This window comes from uncultured Litoreibacter sp., assembly GCF_947501785.1.
In the GTDB taxonomy this organism is placed as follows: Bacteria; Pseudomonadota; Alphaproteobacteria; order Rhodobacterales; family Rhodobacteraceae; genus Litoreibacter.
In genome coordinates this window covers 430,168-448,914 of sequence record NZ_CANMXB010000001.1, presented here as the reverse complement: position 1 = coordinate 448,914, position 18,747 = coordinate 430,168, and the positions used below count along the sequence as shown (strand labels likewise).

Genomic DNA, 18,747 nt, shown 5'->3' with positions numbered 1-18,747 from the left:
CATCAGTTAACAGAGAGGATCAGGTCACATGAGCGCCAAGGATATGCTTAAGACCATGAAGGACGAAAGCGTCGAGTACGTGGACATCCGCTTTACAGACCCACGCGGCAAGCTGCAGCACGTAACAGTCATGGCCGACCAGGTCGACGAAGACTTCCTGGAAGAGGGCTTCATGTTTGACGGCTCGTCCATCGCGGGTTGGAAATCCATCGACCAGTCCGACATGAAACTGATGCCGGATCCGTCCTCGGCTTATGTGGACCCGTTCTACGCCGAAAAAACGCTCTGCGTGCACTGCACCGTGGTCGAGCCTGACACTGGCGAAAGCTACGACCGCGACCCACGCGGCACTGCGGAACGCGCCGAAGCCTACCTGAAATCCACAGGTATTGGCGATGTGTCTTACTTCGGCCCTGAGGCTGAATTCTTCCTGTTTGACGACGTGCGCTTCTCGGTCGAGATGAACAAAGTGTCCTACGAGGTCGACGCACAAGACGCGTCCTGGAACACCGACGCCGAATACGAAATGGGCAACATGGGCCACCGTCCCGGCATCAAGGGCGGCTACTTCCCTGTGAACCCAACGGACGCGGCGCAAGACCTGCGCTCTGAAATGCTGTCTACGATGAAAAACATCGGCATGAGGGTCGACAAGCACCACCACGAAGTGGCGTCTTGCCAGCACGAGCTGGGCCTGATCTTCGGCTCACTGACCCATCAGGCGGACGAGCTGCAGAAATACAAATACGTGATCCACAACGTGGCGCACGCCTACGGCAAATCGGCGACCTTTATGCCGAAGCCCATCGCAGGTGACAACGGCACCGGCATGCACGTGAACATGTCGATCTTCAAAGACGGCAAGCCTTTGTTTGCTGGCGACAAATACGCCGACCTGTCTCAGGAAGCGCTGTATTTCATCGGCGGCATCCTGAAGCACGCCAAAGCGTTGAACGCGATCACCAACCCATCGACCAACAGCTACAAACGCCTGATCCCGGGCTTTGAAGCTCCGGTCTTGCGTGCTTACTCGGCACGTAACCGGTCTGGGTGTGTCCGTATCCCATGGGCCGAGAACCCCAAGGCCAAGCGCGTGGAAGCCCGCTTCCCCGATCCAGCTGCCAACCCGTACCTGTGCTTCGCAGCCCTGCTGATGGCTGGCCTTGACGGTATCAAGAACAAGATCGACCCGGGCCCATCCTCCGACAAGGACCTGTACGACCTGCCGCCAGAAGAGCTGGCAGAGATCCCAACGGTCTGTGGCTCATTGCGCGAAGCTCTGGAAGCCTTGGAAGCTGACCACGAGTTCCTGACAGCGGGTGACGTGTTCACCAAGTCGCAGCTGGAAGGCTACATGGATCTGAAGTGGGAAGAGGTTTACGCCTACGAGCACACGCCGCACCCAATGGAATACAAAATGTATTACAGCTGCTAAGCGGTCCAAAAAATTTCGGAAAGAGGCGCTCCTTCGGGGCGCCTTTTTTTGTCCGCCCCTTTGAATTGGCCCGATCCCCGCCAATCGCCAGGCTTGGGGTCAGCTTGCCGCGCTTTCGTCAACGATTGCGGCTGCACGCTCTGTTGGCGCGGCATCAGTCTTTTCGGGCGCAACACGGCCTTGGTCCGTGGCGGCCAGTGCGGCGGTTTCCACCAACGCAATTGACGCCGGCTGCGGCGCAGGGGGCAAAGAGGCGGGCGCGTGGCTTAACGAGGTCAGCCGCACCGCGCGCGCGCCGTCAAGCTGACCAAGCCGGCCTTTGCCAAAGACCTGCCCGCTGCAATCGGTGAGCTCAACATCGGTTAGCGCGGCCTTCGGCAATGACAAAACGCTGCCGACATCCAGCGACATCAACTCCTTGCCCGTGGGCGCGCATCCGTGCAGATAGGCGGTCAGTTCGACCTCGCAATCCTGCAGCATGGCGACCATATCGGCATTCCGCTCCCCTTTGGCCTTCGGCTTGGTTTCAACCGCCGCGGCTGGCACCCATATCTCGAACCGGCCTGTCTTTACGCCCGGCCCCATGTCCATTTCGGCGCTTAGGATATCGTAGGCCCCTTCCCCCAAGGCCAAACGTAGCGCGGCGCGATCCTGTTCGGGACCTGCGACCGACAAACCGGCCAGCTGACCATGCGCCTCCGCGCAGATCGCGGCGATTGCGGCCACGACGAACCCTTCGCTCAACCCCGCATCAATCTTTGTGACCGGACGGTCAATGCGTTCCATGGGCATGACTTTCCCCAGGATTTGCTGTTCGATCAGACCATCAATCAAGGTACCGTCCAACACAAAAAGAGCGGCCTCACCACCCGCCTTTCGGAGAAGAAAAGGCAACGCAATTTTGGGCATTTCATCTAGCGCCGCAGGGGCATGCGCCTGCCTGCCCACTAGGCCGGACAGTTTCACATCGAGGTCAAACTGCTGTTTGCAGGCTTTTCGCACAACGCGGTCAACATCCCCTTGCCACCAAGCCAAGCATGGCCCCACCACGCCCGCGCGTGGTCGCATTTTCTTGCGGAGGATGTCGCCGGTGCTGCTCAAAATTCTGGGTGTTTTCTGTCGCTTTGGTCCCGGCCAACATCGCCCAGATTGGTTTACAATTGGTTATGCCGCCGCCGCGAGCCGCTCAATTGGGAGGCTGACGCGGAATGCAGCGCCGCCTTGCCCCGGCAGATAGGTTATCGTACCGCCCAACCTAGACATGACCTCTCGGCAAATGGCCAATCCCAGGCCGGCGCTGCCGGCTGAGGAATGGTCGCTAAGTCGCGCAAATTTCTCAAAAATAATCGATTGCTGGTCGCGGGGGATGCCGGTGCCGTTGTCGACGAAATCAATCTCGACCTGATCCGGCTTCTGCGAGACCGATATGGTCAGGCTTGGAGACGCCGCATCACAGTATTTCTGCGCATTGGAGATAAGATTGATAAACACCTGACTGAGCCTGTCCGTGTCGGTCCGCAGCGTAACCTGTTCGTCGGCCTGCGTGCGTTTGACCGCCATCCCGTCTTTTACGGCCCCAGCCGAGGACAGCGCGCGGTCCAGTATGTCTTGCAACGACGCCAGCTGATCATTCAAAACCACCTGCCCGCTTTCCAGAAAGCTGAGGTCCAGAAGGTCGTCCAACAACCGCGTCAGGCGAATGCTCTCGTCATGAATAATCTTGGAATAGCGCACCCTATCCGCGGATTTCATCCCCTCTTCCATCAGGAACTCCGAGAAGGAACGGATCGAGGTCATCGGGGTGCGCAGCTCATGGCTGACCTGACTGAGAAATGCGTCTTTCTGGACGGACAATGCAGTCAGCTTTTCATTGGCGTCTCGTAGCTGACGCGCGGTTTGTTCGAGCTCGCGGGATTTGTCCTCCAGCTGACTGGAATATTCCAGCATCTGCGCAGATTCGTCGGCCACGGCCAAAAGGTCCTGAACCGACACCGCCGCGTTTCCGTCAATCTGGCGGACCATCGCATGAGCGGTTGCCGCGCCCACCGAACCTGCCAGCTCGCGTTCGAGCGTGGAAACAAACTCAGGGGTCGGGTCAGGAAGATAGCCAGTTTTGCCCTGCAACTCGGCGCTTTTCTGGAACAGGGTTTGCGCTTCACGCGGGCCCAGCAACCGCTGCGCCATGACCAGCAGATCTTCGCTTTCCGCAACGCCGCCCAGATACCCAGCGCCACTTTCGCCGCGGTTGAAAACGTTGACAAAGGCCGACCCTTGCAGCCGCTCAATGGGACTGGGGAAGGTGATCAAAGACAGCGCCAGAAACACCACCGAGTTCAACGCGATTGACCAGAATATGGAATGCACCAGCGGATCAAGCCCCGCCAACCCGAACAGCGCCTGCGGACGCAACCAGTCGAGCCCAAACAGCCCGTCTTGCATGATGGTATCAGGCAACAAGCCGATCGCCGGCACAAACAACGTGTAGCCCCATACGACAAAACCCACGACCAACCCGCCCAGCGCCCCACGCCGGGTGGCACCGCGCCAATATATCGCTCCCAGCAACGCCGGCACAATCTGGGCCACACCCGCGAAACTGACCAACCCGATGGACGACAGCGCCGCCGTGCCGCCGGTAATTCTGAAATACGCGTAGCCCAACGCCAGAACCGCCCCGATGGAGATGCGGCGCGACAAGATCATGACGTCGCGCACATCGCCCGAAATGCTGGCTTTGGGCCCTTGCAGGGACAGCCAGATTGGCAGCACGATGTGGTTTGACACCATCGTGCTAAGCGCAATCGCCGCCACGATCACCATCGAGGTCGCCGAGGAAAACCCGCCCAAAAACGCCAACATGGCAAGCAATTCCTGATCCAGCGCCAGTGGCAGGGTTAGCACGAAAAGGTCGGGGTTCGCGCCGTCCGGCAGCACCGCAAGGCCCACGACGGCGATGGGCAGGACGAACAGGCTCATCGCCATGAGGTAGAGCGGGAAGGCCCAGCTGGCGATGGTCAGGTGGCGCTCATCCTCGTTCTCGACGACCATGACCTGAAACATGCGCGGCAGGCAGATGATGGCGGCCGCGGACAGGAAGGTCATGCCGATCCAACGCCCCGCGTCGGGGCGCCATTCGGCGACGGGGCTGGCCTCGATGATTTGCAACGTGTCAGACAGCCCGCCGGAGACGCCCCAGACCACGAAGATACCCACGGCAAGCAAGGCAATCAGCTTTACAATTGCCTCGACCGCAATGGCGGTGACCACGCCATGATGGCGCTCGTTCGCATCCAGATTTCTGGTGCCGAAAAGGATGGTGAAAATTGCCAGCCCTGCGGCGACCCAAAGCGCCGTTGCGTTCAGGTCGGTGCTGCCGCCTTCCGGTACGAAGGCCGCAAAGCTGAGCGTCACGGATTGCAGCTGAAGTGCGATATAGGGGGTCGTTCCGGTGACCGCGAGGCATGTCACCAACACCGCAAGCGCACCGGATTTGCCGTAGCGCGACGAGATAAGGTCCGCAATTGAGGTGATCCGTTCAGCGCGGCCAATGCGCACCAATTTGCGCAGCAGAACCCAGAAGCCAAGAAAGACCAGCGTGGGGCCCAGGTAGATGGTGAGGTACTCCAACCCTGAGCGCGCCGCGTTGCCAACCGCACCATAAAACGTCCATGCCGTGCAGTAGACGCTCAGCGACAGGGTGTAGGTCAGCGGAGAGCGCAGCCATTTGGTCCCACCCCGCTCGGCGCTGCGATCCGCATAAAAGGCAATCGCAAACAGGGCAGCAACGTAGACCAGAGCAACGGCCACCAGGATGTTGAAGGTCACCATGCGTTACCCCTCCTCATCGCTACGTGACAACGCCCGCACCAAAACGGCGCAAATCATGATCAACACCACCCAAGTAAAGAAGAAATAGACCAATCGCATGGCCGTCGACCCGGCCCCGTCCCCGAGGATCAATGCCGGCAGCAGAAACAGGCATCCGCCGAGGACAGGCAACAACTTTATTGCGTCGATCAACCTGCGCCTGCGGTAGACGCTCTGCTCCAGAAACTCTGGTGGCTTGCGGTTGGATGCCGGCCCGTCTTTCATGCGGCGGATGGGTCACGGCCTTCGGCCAGGTCGCGCACCGTTTGCAACATCTCCGCGTTGGAGAATGGCTTGGTCATGAAGCAGCTGACGCCGTAGCTTTCTGCCAGCTCGCGATCCTTTGTCTGCCCGCGCGCGGTGAGCATCAGGACTGGCAGATCAGCGCGGGCCGCGCCTTGGCGCAGCTCGCGCAATATGTCGAAACCGCTCCGCCCCGGCAGCATGACGTCCAAGACCACCACATCCGGATCGGCGGTCGTTACCGCCTCAACCGCGCCTTCCCCCTGCGTGTGCAGACGCACCGTCCAGCCGTCGCGTTCCAGCAAAAAGCTGATAGCCTCGATGATATTGGGTTCATCTTCTATAAGAAGAACAGAATTTCCCATTTTGCCTCTCCTCCCCAAGAGTGGCCCGCAATCAGACGGGCCGGCAAAGGTTGCAAAACAGTAATGACCAGAAACGCCGCGCTGTCAAAAGCCTTAGGCTTTGCGTGACAAGATTGATGGCTCGCGCCGCGCTTGGCAATTGCGGCGTGGGCAGACCCGGCAGGTGGAGCCAATGGGCGCAGCCGGCTCTTCTTCGGTGGCAACCAACAGCATGGCCGCGCGGATCACGGGCACCGCGTCGAAGTTGGATTGGGACACCGGCCCCGCAACGCTATATGCGATGAAAGAAGCCCCCTCGCTGCTTTGCACCACCTGACGCGTCGGCAGGCCCGGAGTGCGCAACGCCGCAAAGAGCGGCCAAAGCGGACACGCGGCCCCAAAGCGCGGCAGCGAAAACCCGGCGGGCGGTTTGCGCAACAAGATGGCGCCTGCCGCATCGCAGGTCACCAACCCGATCTCGGGCGCATCAGGTTGGCGTGGCAAGGTTGCTAACCTTCGAAATACCGATTGCAAATCAACGCCGTACCGTTGAGCAAGCGCAGCAGGGTCATAGTTCAGGTATGCGGCGGCTTCCGCGAATGCCTTCAATGGCAAGGCGCGGGCGTCGTCAGCATAGAGCGACAGGACTGCCCGCGCCATTTGCCGCGCAGAGGTCCCGGAGATCTCGGACGCGGCGCGGATCAAGGGCTCGATTGCCGCCGCCCCTTTCTGCTCAATTTCTTCAACATGAAATCCGCGCCGCTCGAAAAAGGCCGAGATCGCTTCTAGAGGGGTCGTAAAACCGGCGTCATCGCGCGTCAGCCGATCAAAATGTGCTGCCATAGCTGCCGAGGTCTCAGCCAGGCGGCGGCTTTCTGTGTCGATATTGGCATGAAACCGGGCCCGCCAGTCCGCGTCGATATTTGGTGTTTCCACCAGGATGGAGGATGTAGACCTGATGGCGGCAACCGCGCCTAACACTTCGTGCATTTTTTCCGACAGGACAGGGTCATGGGTCAGCCGGTCATTTAACCCCCTTAACGTCTGCTCCAAGGCCTCAATGCGGTCACCCTGCTCCGCCAGTTTCGCGGCCCACCCCGGAAACCGGCCAACCAGTTCTTCGACGCGGTCTGCCTCCACCCTAACGTCGCCTGCCTGCTCTGCGACCGCTTCTAGGGCCTCTAGCATTGCGCTGTCCGCCCCTTGGCTCAGGGTCGTCGGCTCCGTGTCAAGCGTGGACGCTATCTGGACCAACAGTTTGCCCCCGATTCTGCGGCGGTTATGCTCGATCAGGTTGAGATAGCTGGCCGAAATCCCGGCCTTCGCGGCGAGATCAGCCTGTTTCATGCCTACCGACAGCCTGCGATCGCGAATTCGGCTGCCTGTCAAAATTGCGCGCGACATGTTGATTCCTAACCTAAATTCCCGCCCCCGCTGCGGCGCTTAGAAAATTACTTTACTATTTCTGCGCCCGCAAAGTCCATAAATTTACAGAAAAAATGCGATAATCCAGTGCTTTGTTGCCAGTTTTGCTAATCTGCCGCGATAGTAGCGCATCTCGAAAAATCGAGGCGGGGGTGTCCTGAGGAGGTCCACCCCCAAAACCACCTAGGGAGGATATTAATGTCCAAGTCTAACTTCACACGCCGTGGGCTGCTGAAGACGTCTGCCGTTGCCGGCGGCGCCGCACTGGCCGCACCACAGTTTTTCAGCCCATCCTGGGCCGATGGCCACGCAGGCTATCTGAACGCGCCACAGGGTGACACCGTTACTCTGGGCTTCAACGTGCCACAGTCTGGCCCCTACGCTGATGAGGGCGCTGACGAGCTGCGCGCATATGAGCTTGCGGTTGAGCACCTGAACGGTGGCGGCGACGGCGGCATGATGAGCACGTTCTCATCGAAAGCCCTGACCGGCGCCGGCATCCTCGGCAAAAAAGTCGAGTACGTCACAGGCGATACGCAGACCAAGCCTGATGCCGCACGCGCATCCGCGAAGTCGATGATCGAAAAAGACGGCGCAATCATGATCACTGGCGGCTCGTCCTCCGGTGTGGCTGTTGCTGTGCAAGCGCTTTGCCAAGAAGCTGGTATCATCTTCATGGCGGGCCTGACCCACTCCAACGACACGACAGGTAAGGACAAGAAGGCCAACGGTTTCCGTCACTTCTTCAACTCCTACATGTCCGGTGCGGCGCTCGCGCCGATCTTGGGTGACAACTACGGCAAAGACCGTAAAGCTTACCACCTGACGGCCGACTACAACTGGGGCTACACAACTGAGGAAGCCGTTCGGACGTCCACAGAAGCCATGGGTTGGGAAACTGTTGCAGCTGTTAAGACACCGCTAGCACAGACCGACTTCAAAGACTACGTGGCACCCGTGCTGCAGTCCGGCGCTGACGTTCTGGTTCTGAACCACTACGGCGGCAACATGGTGAACTCCCTGACCTCGGCAGTTCAGTTCGGCCTGCGTGAAGCGCAAGCCAACGGCAAGAACTTCGAGATCATCGTTCCGCTCTACTCCCGCCTGATGGCGAAGGGTGCTGGCGAAAACGTTAAGGGCATCTTCGGGTCCACCAACTGGCACTGGTCGCTGACAGACGAAGGCTCCAAAGCGTTCGTTAAGTCCTTCGGCGAAAAGTACGGCTTCCCACCCTCGCAGGCGGCGCACACATGCTACGTGCAAACGCTGCTCTATGCGGATGCTGCTGAGCGTGCTGGCACGTTCAACCCATGCGGCATTGCAGAAGCCTTGGAAGGCTTCGAGTTCGACGGCATGGGCAACGGCAAGACGCTGTACCGCGCCGAGGACCACCAGTGCTTCAAAGACGTGCTGGTTGTGAAGGGTAAAGAGAACCCGACATCCGAGTTCGACCTTCTCGAAATCGTGGAAGTCACACCTGCGGCGCAGGTCACCTACGATGCCTCCATCTTTGGCGGCGAGCTGGGCACCTGCAACCCAGGCGCCTAAGAGGCACCACTCACGACGTGCGGCCCCCTCTCGCAGGGGGCTGCACACCTTAAACTTCATCCGGACTACGCGAATACCCTGCTCTTCCAGAGCCACGGACGCGTCACATCTTTGGGGTCGGCAAGATGGAAGCAATTGTTCTTCAACTTCTCAGTGGATTAGACGGGGGCTCCGCATATGCGTTGATTGCCCTTGGCCTGACGCTGATCTTCGGCACGCTCGGCGTGGTCAATTTTGCGCATGGCGCGCTGTTCATGATCGGGGCGTTCTGCACCGTGACGCTGCAACGCATCCTGACGCTCAGCCACACCGTCATTGACGACACCCAAAAAGACTTTCTGGGCAACCCGCTGAAGGTGCAGGTGCCCTATATTCAGGACTGGCTTGGCGAAAGTGCGGCCGCTACAATCATCGACTGGTCCGTCCCCCTTGCCATTCTTTTCGCCATTCCCGTCATGCTGGTCATTGGCATCGTGATGGAGCGCGGGCTGATCAAGCACTTCTACAAGCGCCCCCATGCGGACCAAATTCTGGTGACCTTCGGGCTGGCCATCGTGCTGCAAGAGATCATCAAATACTACTTTGGCGCCAACCCAATCCCGGCCCCTGCCCCAGACGCGTTCAAGGGCAGCTTTGATTTCGGTGTTCTGCTCGGGTTTGAGCCGAACCGGATCATCTACCCCTACTGGCGCTTGGTGTATTTCGGCTTCGCGGCCTTCATCATCGCGGGGGTGTTTGCCTTCCTGCAATTCACCACCTTCGGGATGGTAGTGCGCGCCGGGATGGCCGACCGCGAAACCGTGGGCCTGTTGGGCATCGACATCGACAAGCGCTTCACCATGATGTTCGGGCTCGCGGCGGTGGTCGCGGGGTTGGCCGGGGTGATGTACACCCCCATCAACTCACCCAATTACCATATGGGCATGGACTTCCTCGTGATATCCTTCGTGGTGGTGGTTGTGGGCGGCATGGGATCGCTCCCCGGAGCGGTGTTGGCAGGCTTCGTCCTAGGCATCCTGCAGAGCTTTGCCTCCATGCGCGAGGTGATCGAGTTCCTGCCCGGCATCAACCAGGTCGTCATCTATCTGGCAGCCATCGTAATTCTACTAACCCGTCCACGCGGCCTTCTGGGTAAGCGCGGCGTGATGGAGGACTAAGCGTATGTTAGGCCTAAGCGCAAAGAACACCCGGCTTCTTTTCTTCGTCGTCTTTTTGGTCGCCTTCGCGCCCTTCTTGATGAACCCCTTCCCCACGGACAGCGCCATGGCGCAGTTCAACGCGGGCTATCCTGACCTGATGCAACGCTTCGTCATCTTTGGCATCTTCGCCATCGGGTTCAACATCCTGTTCGGCCTCACCGGCTATCTCAGCTTCGGCCACGCCGCCTTCCTGGGTGTGGGCTCCTACGCGGGGGTCTGGATGTTCAAGCTTCTGGGCATGAACATCATCCCGGCAATCATGGCCTCCGTCGTGGTGGCAGGGCTCTTGTCGGTGATCATCGGCTTCGTGTGCCTGCGCCGGTCGGGCATCTACTTCTCTATCCTGACGCTGGCTTTTGCGCAGATGATGTTCTCGCTGGCGGCCTCCGTGCTGACGCCCATCACGGGCGGCGAAACCGGGTTAACGCTGTCTTTGAGCGATCCGCGCATCTTTGGTGCAGGCGCAGTTGACGGCAACATCCCTGTCCCCGGCTTCTTCGGGTTGGAGATGCGCAGCACCTATGAGCTGGTCCTGGGCAGCTGGTCCTTCAGCTTCAACGTGGGCTACTATTTCTGCGCCCTAATCATGGTGTTGGCCTTCTACGCCTCTATCCGCATCTTTCAGTCGCCTTTCGGGCTGATGCTGCGGGCGATCAAGACCAACCAGACGCGTTTGAACTACACCGGGTTGAACTCGCGCCCCTACACGTTGGCGGCCTTCGTGATCTCCGGCATGTATGCCGGTCTCGCAGGCGGCTTGATGGTGGCAATGGACCCGCTGGCCGGTGCGGAGCGGATGTTCTGGACGGCCTCAGGCGAGGTGGTCATCATGACCATTCTGGGTGGTGCAGGCACGATGATCGGTCCGGTGCTGGGCGCAGGCGCGATCAAATACATGGAAAACATCGTCTCCAAAATCAACAAAGCGATCTTGGAGCAGTGGTTCGCCTTCATGCCCGATGGGATGCAGGACGTGTTCGTTACGTTGGTCTACCCCTTCATCGGCAAGGGCTGGCACCTGACGCTTGGCGTGGTGTTCATGCTGGTCATCATCTTCCTGCCCGGCGGGCTGGTTGAAGGCGGGCAGCGCATCAGGTCGATTTTCTCGCGCAAGAAAACCGAAGACACGCCCGCTGACGGCGCCAAGACACCTGCAGAATAAGGAGCATCAGACATGGGTATCCTAGAGATCAAAAATGTCGGCAAACGCTTCGGCGGGTTGCAGGCGCTGGGCGACGTCAACCTCAGCATCGAGGAAAACACCGTCCACGCCATCATCGGGCCGAACGGGGCGGGCAAATCCACGCTGCTCAACTGCCTCGTCGGCAAGCTGATCCCCGACACAGGGTCGGTGACTTTCCAAGGCCAAAGCCTTCTGGGCCGCAAACCGCATGAGATCAACCAGATGGGGGTCTCCCGCGTGTTTCAAACGCCCGAAATCTTTGCCGATCTCACCGTGCTGGAAAACATCATGATCCCCTGCTTTGCGCACCGCGACGGGGCCTTCAAGATGAACGCCTTCGCCACCCTGCGCGGCCAAAGCGACATCACCACCCAAGCCGAGCAAATCCTCGACGACGTCAACATGCTGGAGAAAAGCCACATGCACGCGGCCTCGCTGTCGCGCGGTGACAAGCGGCGGCTGGAAATGGCGATGTGTCTGGTGCAGGAACCCAAGCTGCTGCTTCTGGACGAGCCAACAGCGGGCATGGCGCGGGCCGACACGAACAACACGATCGACCTGCTGAAAGAGATCAAGGAAAAGCGCGACATCACCATGGCGATCATCGAGCATGACATGCACGTCGTCTTCTCGATGGCAGAGCGGATCACCGTGCTGGCCCAAGGCACGCCGCTGGTCGAAGACACGCCGGAAAATATCAAGGGCCACCCGAAGGTACGCGAAGCGTATCTCGGTGAAGCTCAGGTTTAAGGAGGCGCTCTGATGACCGTCAAACCCGACTTCAACAAGAACGCCAACAACGCGGCCACCCAACCGGCCTTTCTAAGCTTGTGGGATGTCGAGGCCTACTACGGCGAAAGCTTCATCGTACAAGGCATCAGCTTCAACGTGCATGAGGGCGAAATCCTCGCCCTTCTGGGCCGCAACGGGGCGGGCAAAACGTCTACCCTCCGCGCGATTGCGCGGATGGACGACCCACAGGTCAACCATGGCGAGATCTGGCTGGATCACGAACCGCTGCACAAGATGAAATCCTTTCAGGCCGCACAAGCGGGCATTGCGTTGGTGCCGGAAGATCGTCGCATCATCCAAGGCCTGACTGTTGAGGAAAACCTGAAGCTTGCACAAATTGCGCCGCCAATCGGCTGGTCGCTGGAGCGCGTCTACGAGCTGTTTCCGCGCCTCGAAGAGCGTCGCAAGCAAGACGGCTCTACCCTATCGGGCGGCGAACAACAGATGTTGGCAATCGCGCGCGCGCTTTGTCGGGACATTAAAGTGCTGCTTCTCGACGAGCCTTATGAAGGCCTCGCACCGGTTATCGTGCAAGAGATTGCCAAGACGCTTGGTATCATTCGTGACCAAGGCATCACCACCATCATCGTTGAACAGAACGCCGTCGCCGCGCTCAAGCTTGCCGACCGGGCGGTGATCCTCGATACCGGCTCCGTCGTCTATGACGGCTCGGCCCAAGAGGTTCTGGACGACGAAAAACTCAGGGCGGAGTATCTGGCGATCTAGCGCGCCCTGCCCTAACCTACCCAAAAGACCTATAAAATCCCGAGGGACTGACATGACCGACAAGACCTACGCACCTTCGAAAGAATTTGCGGCGAACGCGCATGCCGACAAGGCAACCTATGACAAGATGTATGCAGACAGCATCGCGGACCCGGTGGCGTTCTGGGGCGAGCATGGCAAGCGCATCGACTGGATGACGCCGTATACGAAAGTCAAAGACTCTACTTACGAGCACGGCAAGGTCGATATAAAATGGTACGAAGACGGCACGCTCAACGTCTCTGCCAACTGCATCGACCGCCATCTGGCGACCCGCGGCGATCAGACCGCCATCATCTGGGAGCCCGACAGCCCCACCGACGACGCGCTGCACATCACCTATAACGAGCTGCACGCCCGCACCTGCAAATTTGCCAACGTGCTGAAAGCCATGGGCGTGGGCAAAGGCGACCGCGCGGTCATCTACATGCCGATGATCCCCGAGGCCGCCGTTGCAATGCTCGCCTGCACGCGGATCGGGGCTATCCATTCCATCGTCTTCGCGGGTTTCTCCGCCGACGCTTTGGCAGCCCGTGTGAACGGGTCCGAGGCGAAGGTGGTTATCACGGCAGACGAGGCCCCGCGCGGCGGCAAGAACACCCCGCTCAAGGTCAATTGCGACAAGGCGTTCGAGGGCGTGACCCATGACGCCCAAATGCTAGTCGTCCGCCGCACTGGTGGCGACGTCCCCATGACCAAAGGCCGCGACCACTGGCTGCACGAGATGGAGGCCACCGTCCCCGCCGACTGCCCGCCCGAGGAAATGGGGGCCGAGGACCCGCTGTTCATCCTCTACACATCTGGATCAACCGGCATGCCCAAAGGCGTGGTCCACACCACCGGCGGCTACATCGTCTACGCGTCGATGACGCATCAATACACGTTCGACTACCATGACGGCGACGTCTTCTGGTGCACCGCGGATGTGGGCTGGGTCACCGGCCATAGCTACATCGTCTACGGGCCCTTGGCCAACGGCGCGACCACGCTGATGTTCGAGGGCGTGCCCACCTACCCCGACGCAGGTCGGTTCTGGGCCGTCTGCGAAAAGCACAAGGTCAACCAATTCTACACCGCCCCCACCGCCATCCGCGCGCTGATGGGTCAGGGTGACAGCTTTGTCGAACCTTACGACCTGTCCTCCATCAAGGTCCTGGGCACCGTGGGCGAGCCTATCAATCCCGAAGCCTGGAACTGGTACAATGACGTGGTTGGCAAAGGCACTTGCCCGATCGTCGATACATGGTGGCAGACGGAAACCGGCGGCCACCTTTTGACGCCCCTGCCCGGGGCCACCACCACCAAGCCCGGCTCCGCCACCACCCCGTTCTTCGGCATCGAGCCCGTGATCCTGGAACCCACCTCTGGCGAAGAAATCACATCCATGGAGGCCGAAGGTGTGCTTTGCATCAAAGACAGCTGGCCCGCGCAGATGCGCACCGTCTTTGGCGACCATGACCGCTTCATGAAAACCTATTTCGACGACTACAAGGGCTACTACTTCACCGGTGACGGCTGCAAACGCGACGCCGACGGGTATTACTGGATCACGGGCCGGGTCGACGATGTTATCAACGTGTCAGGGCACCGGATGGGCACGGCCGAGGTCGAATCCTCGCTGGTCGCGCACCCCAAAGTCTCTGAGTCTGCGGTGGTCGGCTACCCGCACGATATCAAGGGCCAGGGCATCTATGCATACGTTACTCTGATGAGCGGCGAAGTTCCTTCCGAGGAGTTGCGCAAGGAGTTGGAAGTCTGGGTCCGCAAGGATATCGGCCCTATCGCCAAGCCCGACCTGATACAGTGGGCGCCTGGCCTGCCCAAGACCAGGTCTGGCAAGATTATGCGCCGTATTCTTCGCAAAATTGCTGAGAATGATTACGGCGCGCTTGGGGATACCTCTACATTGGCAGATCCCTCGGTGGTCGACGACCTTATCGACAACCGAATGAACCGAGCATAGCCGGGCAACAGGCTGGCGCGGTCAAACTTGCCGCGTCATTTTAAGAAAACTGCTGCCATCCAAGCCTGACGCCTTAACCATTTGATAACCTCTGGACGAGAATCTCGGCTCCGGTGGGGGCCTTGTTTCTAGGGGTTATTTACAATGCTCACCAACCAACTGATAGGCGCCGCCCACAACATAGCCACCCACACGCCGCGCTACGGCGTTGCGGAAACTGCCGACGCCCAGACATCGCCCGTGTCCGCGGAAGTGACTTCGGGCGACCAATTGACCACGCTAGCCGTGACCCAAAAATCCAACGCAAATGGGGCCGACCTCCCCAACGAGGAAAGGCCTCCACTGGAGGTCCCGAAGCGCGCAGAATTGTCAGTTGCGGTGCCAGATTCGATTCCAGATGCGCAGCCGGAAAGCATCTATCATGCCAATGCGGCTGAACCCATCGAGACGCCGCAACCTTAGGCCAGATGTAAATCCGACAATGCTCACTTTTCACCCTGCCGCGCTTGGCCTATAAGCGTTGCAATGACAGATCCCGGTCAGCCGGGGCGCGAAAAGGGTGAGGAGTATTCCCTGATGGCAAAGACGCCACACGACACCGACGTCGCCTTCATCAAGGCACTTGCAGAGCTTCTAAACGAAAATGACCTGACCGAATTGCGCGTGAAGCGCGAATACGCGTCAGATGACAGCCTTGATGTCCGGGTGTCCAAAGGTGGGCAAGCCGTTCAAATGGTGGCAGCGGCTGCGCCCGCGGCGGCTGCGCCTGCCCCAGCAGCGGCTCCTGCCGCGGTGCCCACAGCTGCGCCCGCTGCAGCATCCGACACGGATGATCCGGCACAACACCCCGGCGCGGTAACTTCGCCAATGGTCGGCACCTGCTACCTGCAGGCAGAGCCCGGCACGCCCGCCTTCGTCAGCCAAGGCGACAAGGTCAAAGAGGGTCAAACCATCCTGATCATCGAGGCGATGAAAACGATGAACCAAATCCCCGCGCCGAAATCGGGCACGGTGAAGCGCATTCTTGTCGAAGACGGCTCTCCGGTCGAATTCGGCGCTCCCCTGATGATTATCGAATAAGCCATGTTCAACAAAATCCTGATCGCCAACAGGGGCGAGATCGCCCTTCGCGTTATCCGCGCAGCGCGGGAAATGGGCATCGGTTCGGTCGCCGTTCATTCGACCGCTGACGCTGACGCCATGCATGTGCGTATGGCCGATGAAGCCATCTGCATCGGCCCCGCCCCCGGCACGCAAAGCTATCTGAACGTGGCGGCCATTATTTCGGCCGCCGAGATCACTGGGGCAGAAGCCATTCACCCCGGCTACGGGTTCCTGTCCGAGAACGCGAATTTCGTGCAAGCCCTGCAAGATCACGGCATCACCTTCATCGGCCCCACAGCCGAGCATATCCGCGTCATGGGTGACAAGATCACCGCCAAGGACACGATGAAAAAGTTGGGGGTGCCTTGCGTGCCCGGCTCTGACGGGGGTGTGCCTGACCTGGAAGCCGCTCTGAAGGTCGGTGAAGAGATCGGATATCCGGTCATCATCAAGGCCACGGCAGGCGGCGGCGGCAAAGGCATGAAGCTCGCCAATTCGGCGGCAGAGATGGAAAACGCGTTCCGCACCGCGCGCTCTGAAGGCAAATCGAACTTCGGCAATGACGAGGTCTATATCGAGAAATATCTCGGTCGCCCGCGTCACATCGAAATTCAGGTCTTCGGCGACGGCAAGGGCCGCGCGGTTCACTTGGGGGAACGCGATTGTTCCTTGCAACGTCGCCACCAGAAGGTCTTTGAAGAGGCCCCCGGCCCCGCCATCGACGAAGCCACCCGCGCCAAGATCGGCAAAGTCTGCGCTGACGCGGTTGCCACGATTGACTACGCTGGCGCCGGCACGGTCGAATTCCTGTATGAAGACGGCGAGTTCTATTTCATTGAGATGAACACCCGCCTGCAGGTCGAACACCCCGTAACGGAGGCCATCTTCGGCGTCGATCTTGTGCGCGAACAGATCAACGTCGCCGCCGGCCTTGGGATGTCGTTCGAGCAGGACGATCTGCAAATCAACGGCCACGCCATCGAGGTGCGGATTAACGCCGAGAAGGTGCCGCAATTCACGCCATGCCCCGGAAAAATCACACAATACCACGCCCCCGGCGGTTTGGGTGTGCGGATGGACAGCGCGCTTTATGACGGCTACTCGATCCCGCCCTATTACGACTCGCTGATCGCCAAGCTGATCGTGCATGGCCCTGATCGCCCTGCCGCCCTTGCGCGGCTGAAACGCGCCTTGGGCGAATTGATCGTTGACGGCATCGACACCACGACGCCGCTCTTCCATGCGCTGCTGGAAGAGGACGCGGTGCTGACCGGCGAATACAATATCCATTGGTTGGAAAAATGGCTGGACGAAAACACCTGACCCAGCCCGGCACTTTATGATTGGAGGCTTTGCCACTAGATTGTGGCAAAGCCTTTTCTAGTTTCTGGACAACATGCCCAAAGACCTGAGCCCAAACTTGATCCTCAACGCTTACGCGCGCGGCATCTTTCCAATGTCGGAGGCGCGTGATGATGAGGGTGTGTTCTGGGTCGATCCCGAGCGACGCGGCATCATCCCGCTGGACGCATTCCGCATGTCACGATCCTTGCGAAAAACCATTTTGCGCGAACCATATGATATCCGCATCGACACAAATTTTGCTGGCGTCATTGAGGGGTGCGCGGACCGCGACGAGACATGGATCAACGATGAGATCGTCGCAATCTACATGGACCTTTTCGACGCGGGCCATGCACATTCGGTGGAAGTCTGGGACGGTGACGCATTAGTGGGCGGCGTTTATGGCGTGACGCTACGGGCGGCCTATTTCGGGGAAAGCATGTTTTCGCACCACCGCGACGCGTCCAAAATCGCACTTGCCTATTTGGTCAGCCGATTGAAATTCGGGGGCTATCAGCTGTTTGACACCCAATTCCTGACGGACCATCTGGCGAGCCTCGGCGGCATCGAGATAAGCCGCGCTAGTTACCACCAAGCCCTTCAGGCCGCATTATCGGGCGAGGCGAGCTTTCTCCGGCAACCACAGACGGTGTCCGGTCGTCAAGTTTGCAGCGAATAACCCAAACATCATAACGCGGGTGGTCCAGTGCGCTGAGCGCCGGACTGGACGCGACCATCCACCCATCAAACACTGGCTTTTCGAGACCCCGGTCCAAAATTGTCAAACGCACATAGGCATCCCCGGATGGGTTGTCCTTGGGGTACCGGCAATCATGCATCGTAATTTCAAGCGCGCCGAATTCCACAGGTTTGAGGTTGGTTGATTGTAGATCGACACTCGCCCCTGACAGTTTATCCAGCCCCCGCAGCTGCGCGGCGGGCGCACTGGAGACCTGCGCCCGTGTCTGCGTGGTAATATCTTCGGTGTTGCCCAGCTGGATCGTGGTGTTGTCCCCCTCGATCGTGGTCTGCGCAGAAAGCGGCGATGCCATCACCGCCAGAAGGATCAAAGCCGAAAGCCTCACTCGTCGCTGCCCGACACGAATTTCAGCAACAAGGTCACCAAGCTAACGGAGCTTTGGGTGTCTTCTATCTCACCATCGGGGTCGATGTTGAATGGCGATCCGCCCGGAATAATCTCGACAAAGTTGCCGCCCAGAAGCCCTTCGGAGGAGATTGAGATCGCGCTGTCATCAGGGATCTCAATGCCTTGATTCATGGTGAAGGTCGTGTCGGCACGAAACGTTTCAGCGTTGAGGTCCAGCCCGGTAACAGTGCCCACCTTGACCCCGGCCATACGCACCTCGGTGCCGACCCCGACCCCTTCGGCCGAGCGGAAGCTGGCATTCAGATTGTAGCTGTCCGGTGTGGTTGCCGCAAAACCGGTTAGTCCCGCTGCGTAAATCAAAAAGCCTGCAGCGACCGCAAGAACGCCGGTGCCGACAAGTACCTCTGTAGTGTTCTGTGCCATTGTG

At 59.5% G+C, this 18,747-nt stretch carries 18 protein-coding genes; 11 read left to right on the top strand and 7 right to left on the bottom strand.

All coding sequences use genetic code 11. The features are described 5' to 3' along the window. Window positions 1-28 precede the first annotated feature (28 nt). A complete protein-coding gene (gene glnA / locus Q0899_RS02245) occupies window positions 29-1,435 on the top strand; it encodes a type I glutamate--ammonia ligase (RefSeq protein WP_299190995.1) in 1,407 nt (468 codons plus the stop codon). Window positions 1,436-1,534: 99 nt separating this feature from the next. On the opposite strand, the gene Q0899_RS02240 is transcribed toward glnA, so the two are convergent. The 5 genes from Q0899_RS02240 to Q0899_RS02220 form a co-directional block, all read right to left on the bottom strand. Next, the gene (locus tag Q0899_RS02240; RefSeq protein WP_299190994.1) at window positions 1,535-2,470 is read right to left on the bottom strand and encodes a FliM/FliN family flagellar motor C-terminal domain-containing protein; all 936 of its coding nucleotides are present in this window, start codon (window positions 2,468-2,470) and stop codon (window positions 1,535-1,537) included. 129 nt (window positions 2,471-2,599) lie between these two features. After that, a complete protein-coding gene (locus Q0899_RS02235) occupies window positions 2,600-5,263 on the bottom strand; it encodes an ATP-binding protein (protein ID WP_299190993.1) in 2,664 nt (887 codons plus the stop codon). A gap of 3 nt (window positions 5,264-5,266) precedes the next feature. Beyond that, window positions 5,267-5,527, bottom strand: a complete 261-nt coding sequence (locus Q0899_RS02230; RefSeq protein WP_298292128.1) for a hypothetical protein — start codon at window positions 5,525-5,527, stop codon at window positions 5,267-5,269. Beyond that, window positions 5,524-5,910 carry a response regulator gene (locus Q0899_RS02225; protein WP_298292131.1) on the bottom strand — a complete coding sequence of 129 codons (387 nt, stop codon included), beginning with the start codon at window positions 5,908-5,910 and terminating at the stop codon, window positions 5,524-5,526. Before Q0899_RS02225 ends, Q0899_RS02230 begins: the two co-directional genes overlap by 4 nt. 93 nt (window positions 5,911-6,003) lie before the next feature. Then, complete coding sequence (locus Q0899_RS02220) at window positions 6,004-7,293, bottom strand: helix-turn-helix domain-containing protein (RefSeq protein ID WP_299190992.1); 1,290 nt, start codon at window positions 7,291-7,293, stop codon at window positions 6,004-6,006. 219 nt (window positions 7,294-7,512) lie between these two features. On the opposite strand from Q0899_RS02220, the gene Q0899_RS02215 reads away from it, so the two are divergent. From Q0899_RS02215 to aat, 10 genes are all read left to right on the top strand, one after another. After that, window positions 7,513-8,862 (top strand): substrate-binding protein, encoded by a 1,350-nt coding sequence (locus Q0899_RS02215; protein WP_298292134.1) that lies wholly within the window; start codon window positions 7,513-7,515, stop codon window positions 8,860-8,862. 125 nt (window positions 8,863-8,987) lie between these two features. Then, window positions 8,988-10,019 (top strand): branched-chain amino acid ABC transporter permease, encoded by a 1,032-nt coding sequence (locus Q0899_RS02210; RefSeq protein WP_298292135.1) that lies wholly within the window; start codon window positions 8,988-8,990, stop codon window positions 10,017-10,019. 4 nt (window positions 10,020-10,023) lie between these two features. Then, entirely contained in the window at window positions 10,024-11,223 is a 1,200-nt protein-coding gene (locus Q0899_RS02205) for a branched-chain amino acid ABC transporter permease (RefSeq protein WP_298292138.1), read from the top strand. Window positions 11,224-11,235: 12 nt separating this feature from the next. Continuing rightward, a complete protein-coding gene (locus tag Q0899_RS02200) occupies window positions 11,236-11,994 on the top strand; it encodes an ABC transporter ATP-binding protein (RefSeq protein ID WP_298292140.1) in 759 nt (252 codons plus the stop codon). A 12-nt stretch (window positions 11,995-12,006) separates the two neighbouring features. Further along, window positions 12,007-12,762: an ABC transporter ATP-binding protein gene (locus Q0899_RS02195; protein WP_298292142.1), complete on the top strand. Its 756-nt coding sequence runs from the start codon at window positions 12,007-12,009 to the stop codon at window positions 12,760-12,762. Window positions 12,763-12,814: 52 nt separating this feature from the next. After that, complete coding sequence (acs, locus tag Q0899_RS02190; RefSeq protein ID WP_299190991.1) at window positions 12,815-14,764, top strand: acetate--CoA ligase; 1,950 nt, start codon at window positions 12,815-12,817, stop codon at window positions 14,762-14,764. A gap of 144 nt (window positions 14,765-14,908) precedes the next feature. After that, complete coding sequence (locus tag Q0899_RS02185; RefSeq protein WP_299190990.1) at window positions 14,909-15,226, top strand: hypothetical protein; 318 nt, start codon at window positions 14,909-14,911, stop codon at window positions 15,224-15,226. 114 nt (window positions 15,227-15,340) lie between these two features. Beyond that, complete coding sequence (gene accB / locus Q0899_RS02180) at window positions 15,341-15,844, top strand: acetyl-CoA carboxylase biotin carboxyl carrier protein (RefSeq protein WP_298293307.1); 504 nt, start codon at window positions 15,341-15,343, stop codon at window positions 15,842-15,844. 3 nt (window positions 15,845-15,847) lie between these two features. Then, window positions 15,848-17,191, top strand: coding sequence for an acetyl-CoA carboxylase biotin carboxylase subunit (accC, locus tag Q0899_RS02175; RefSeq protein WP_298292148.1), 1,344 nt, complete (start codon window positions 15,848-15,850; stop codon window positions 17,189-17,191). A gap of 73 nt (window positions 17,192-17,264) precedes the next feature. After that, window positions 17,265-17,891, top strand: coding sequence for a leucyl/phenylalanyl-tRNA--protein transferase (aat, locus tag Q0899_RS02170; RefSeq protein WP_299190989.1), 627 nt, complete (start codon window positions 17,265-17,267; stop codon window positions 17,889-17,891). On the opposite strand, the gene Q0899_RS02165 is transcribed toward aat, so the two are convergent. After that, entirely contained in the window at window positions 17,794-18,264 is a 471-nt protein-coding gene (locus Q0899_RS02165) for a DUF2155 domain-containing protein (RefSeq protein ID WP_298292151.1), read from the bottom strand. The genes aat and Q0899_RS02165 overlap by 98 nt on opposite strands. 29 nt (window positions 18,265-18,293) lie before the next feature. Continuing rightward, the gene (gene mlaD, locus Q0899_RS02160; RefSeq protein WP_299190988.1) at window positions 18,294-18,743 is read right to left on the bottom strand and encodes an outer membrane lipid asymmetry maintenance protein MlaD; all 450 of its coding nucleotides are present in this window, start codon (window positions 18,741-18,743) and stop codon (window positions 18,294-18,296) included. Between the last annotated feature and the right edge of the window lie 4 nt (window positions 18,744-18,747).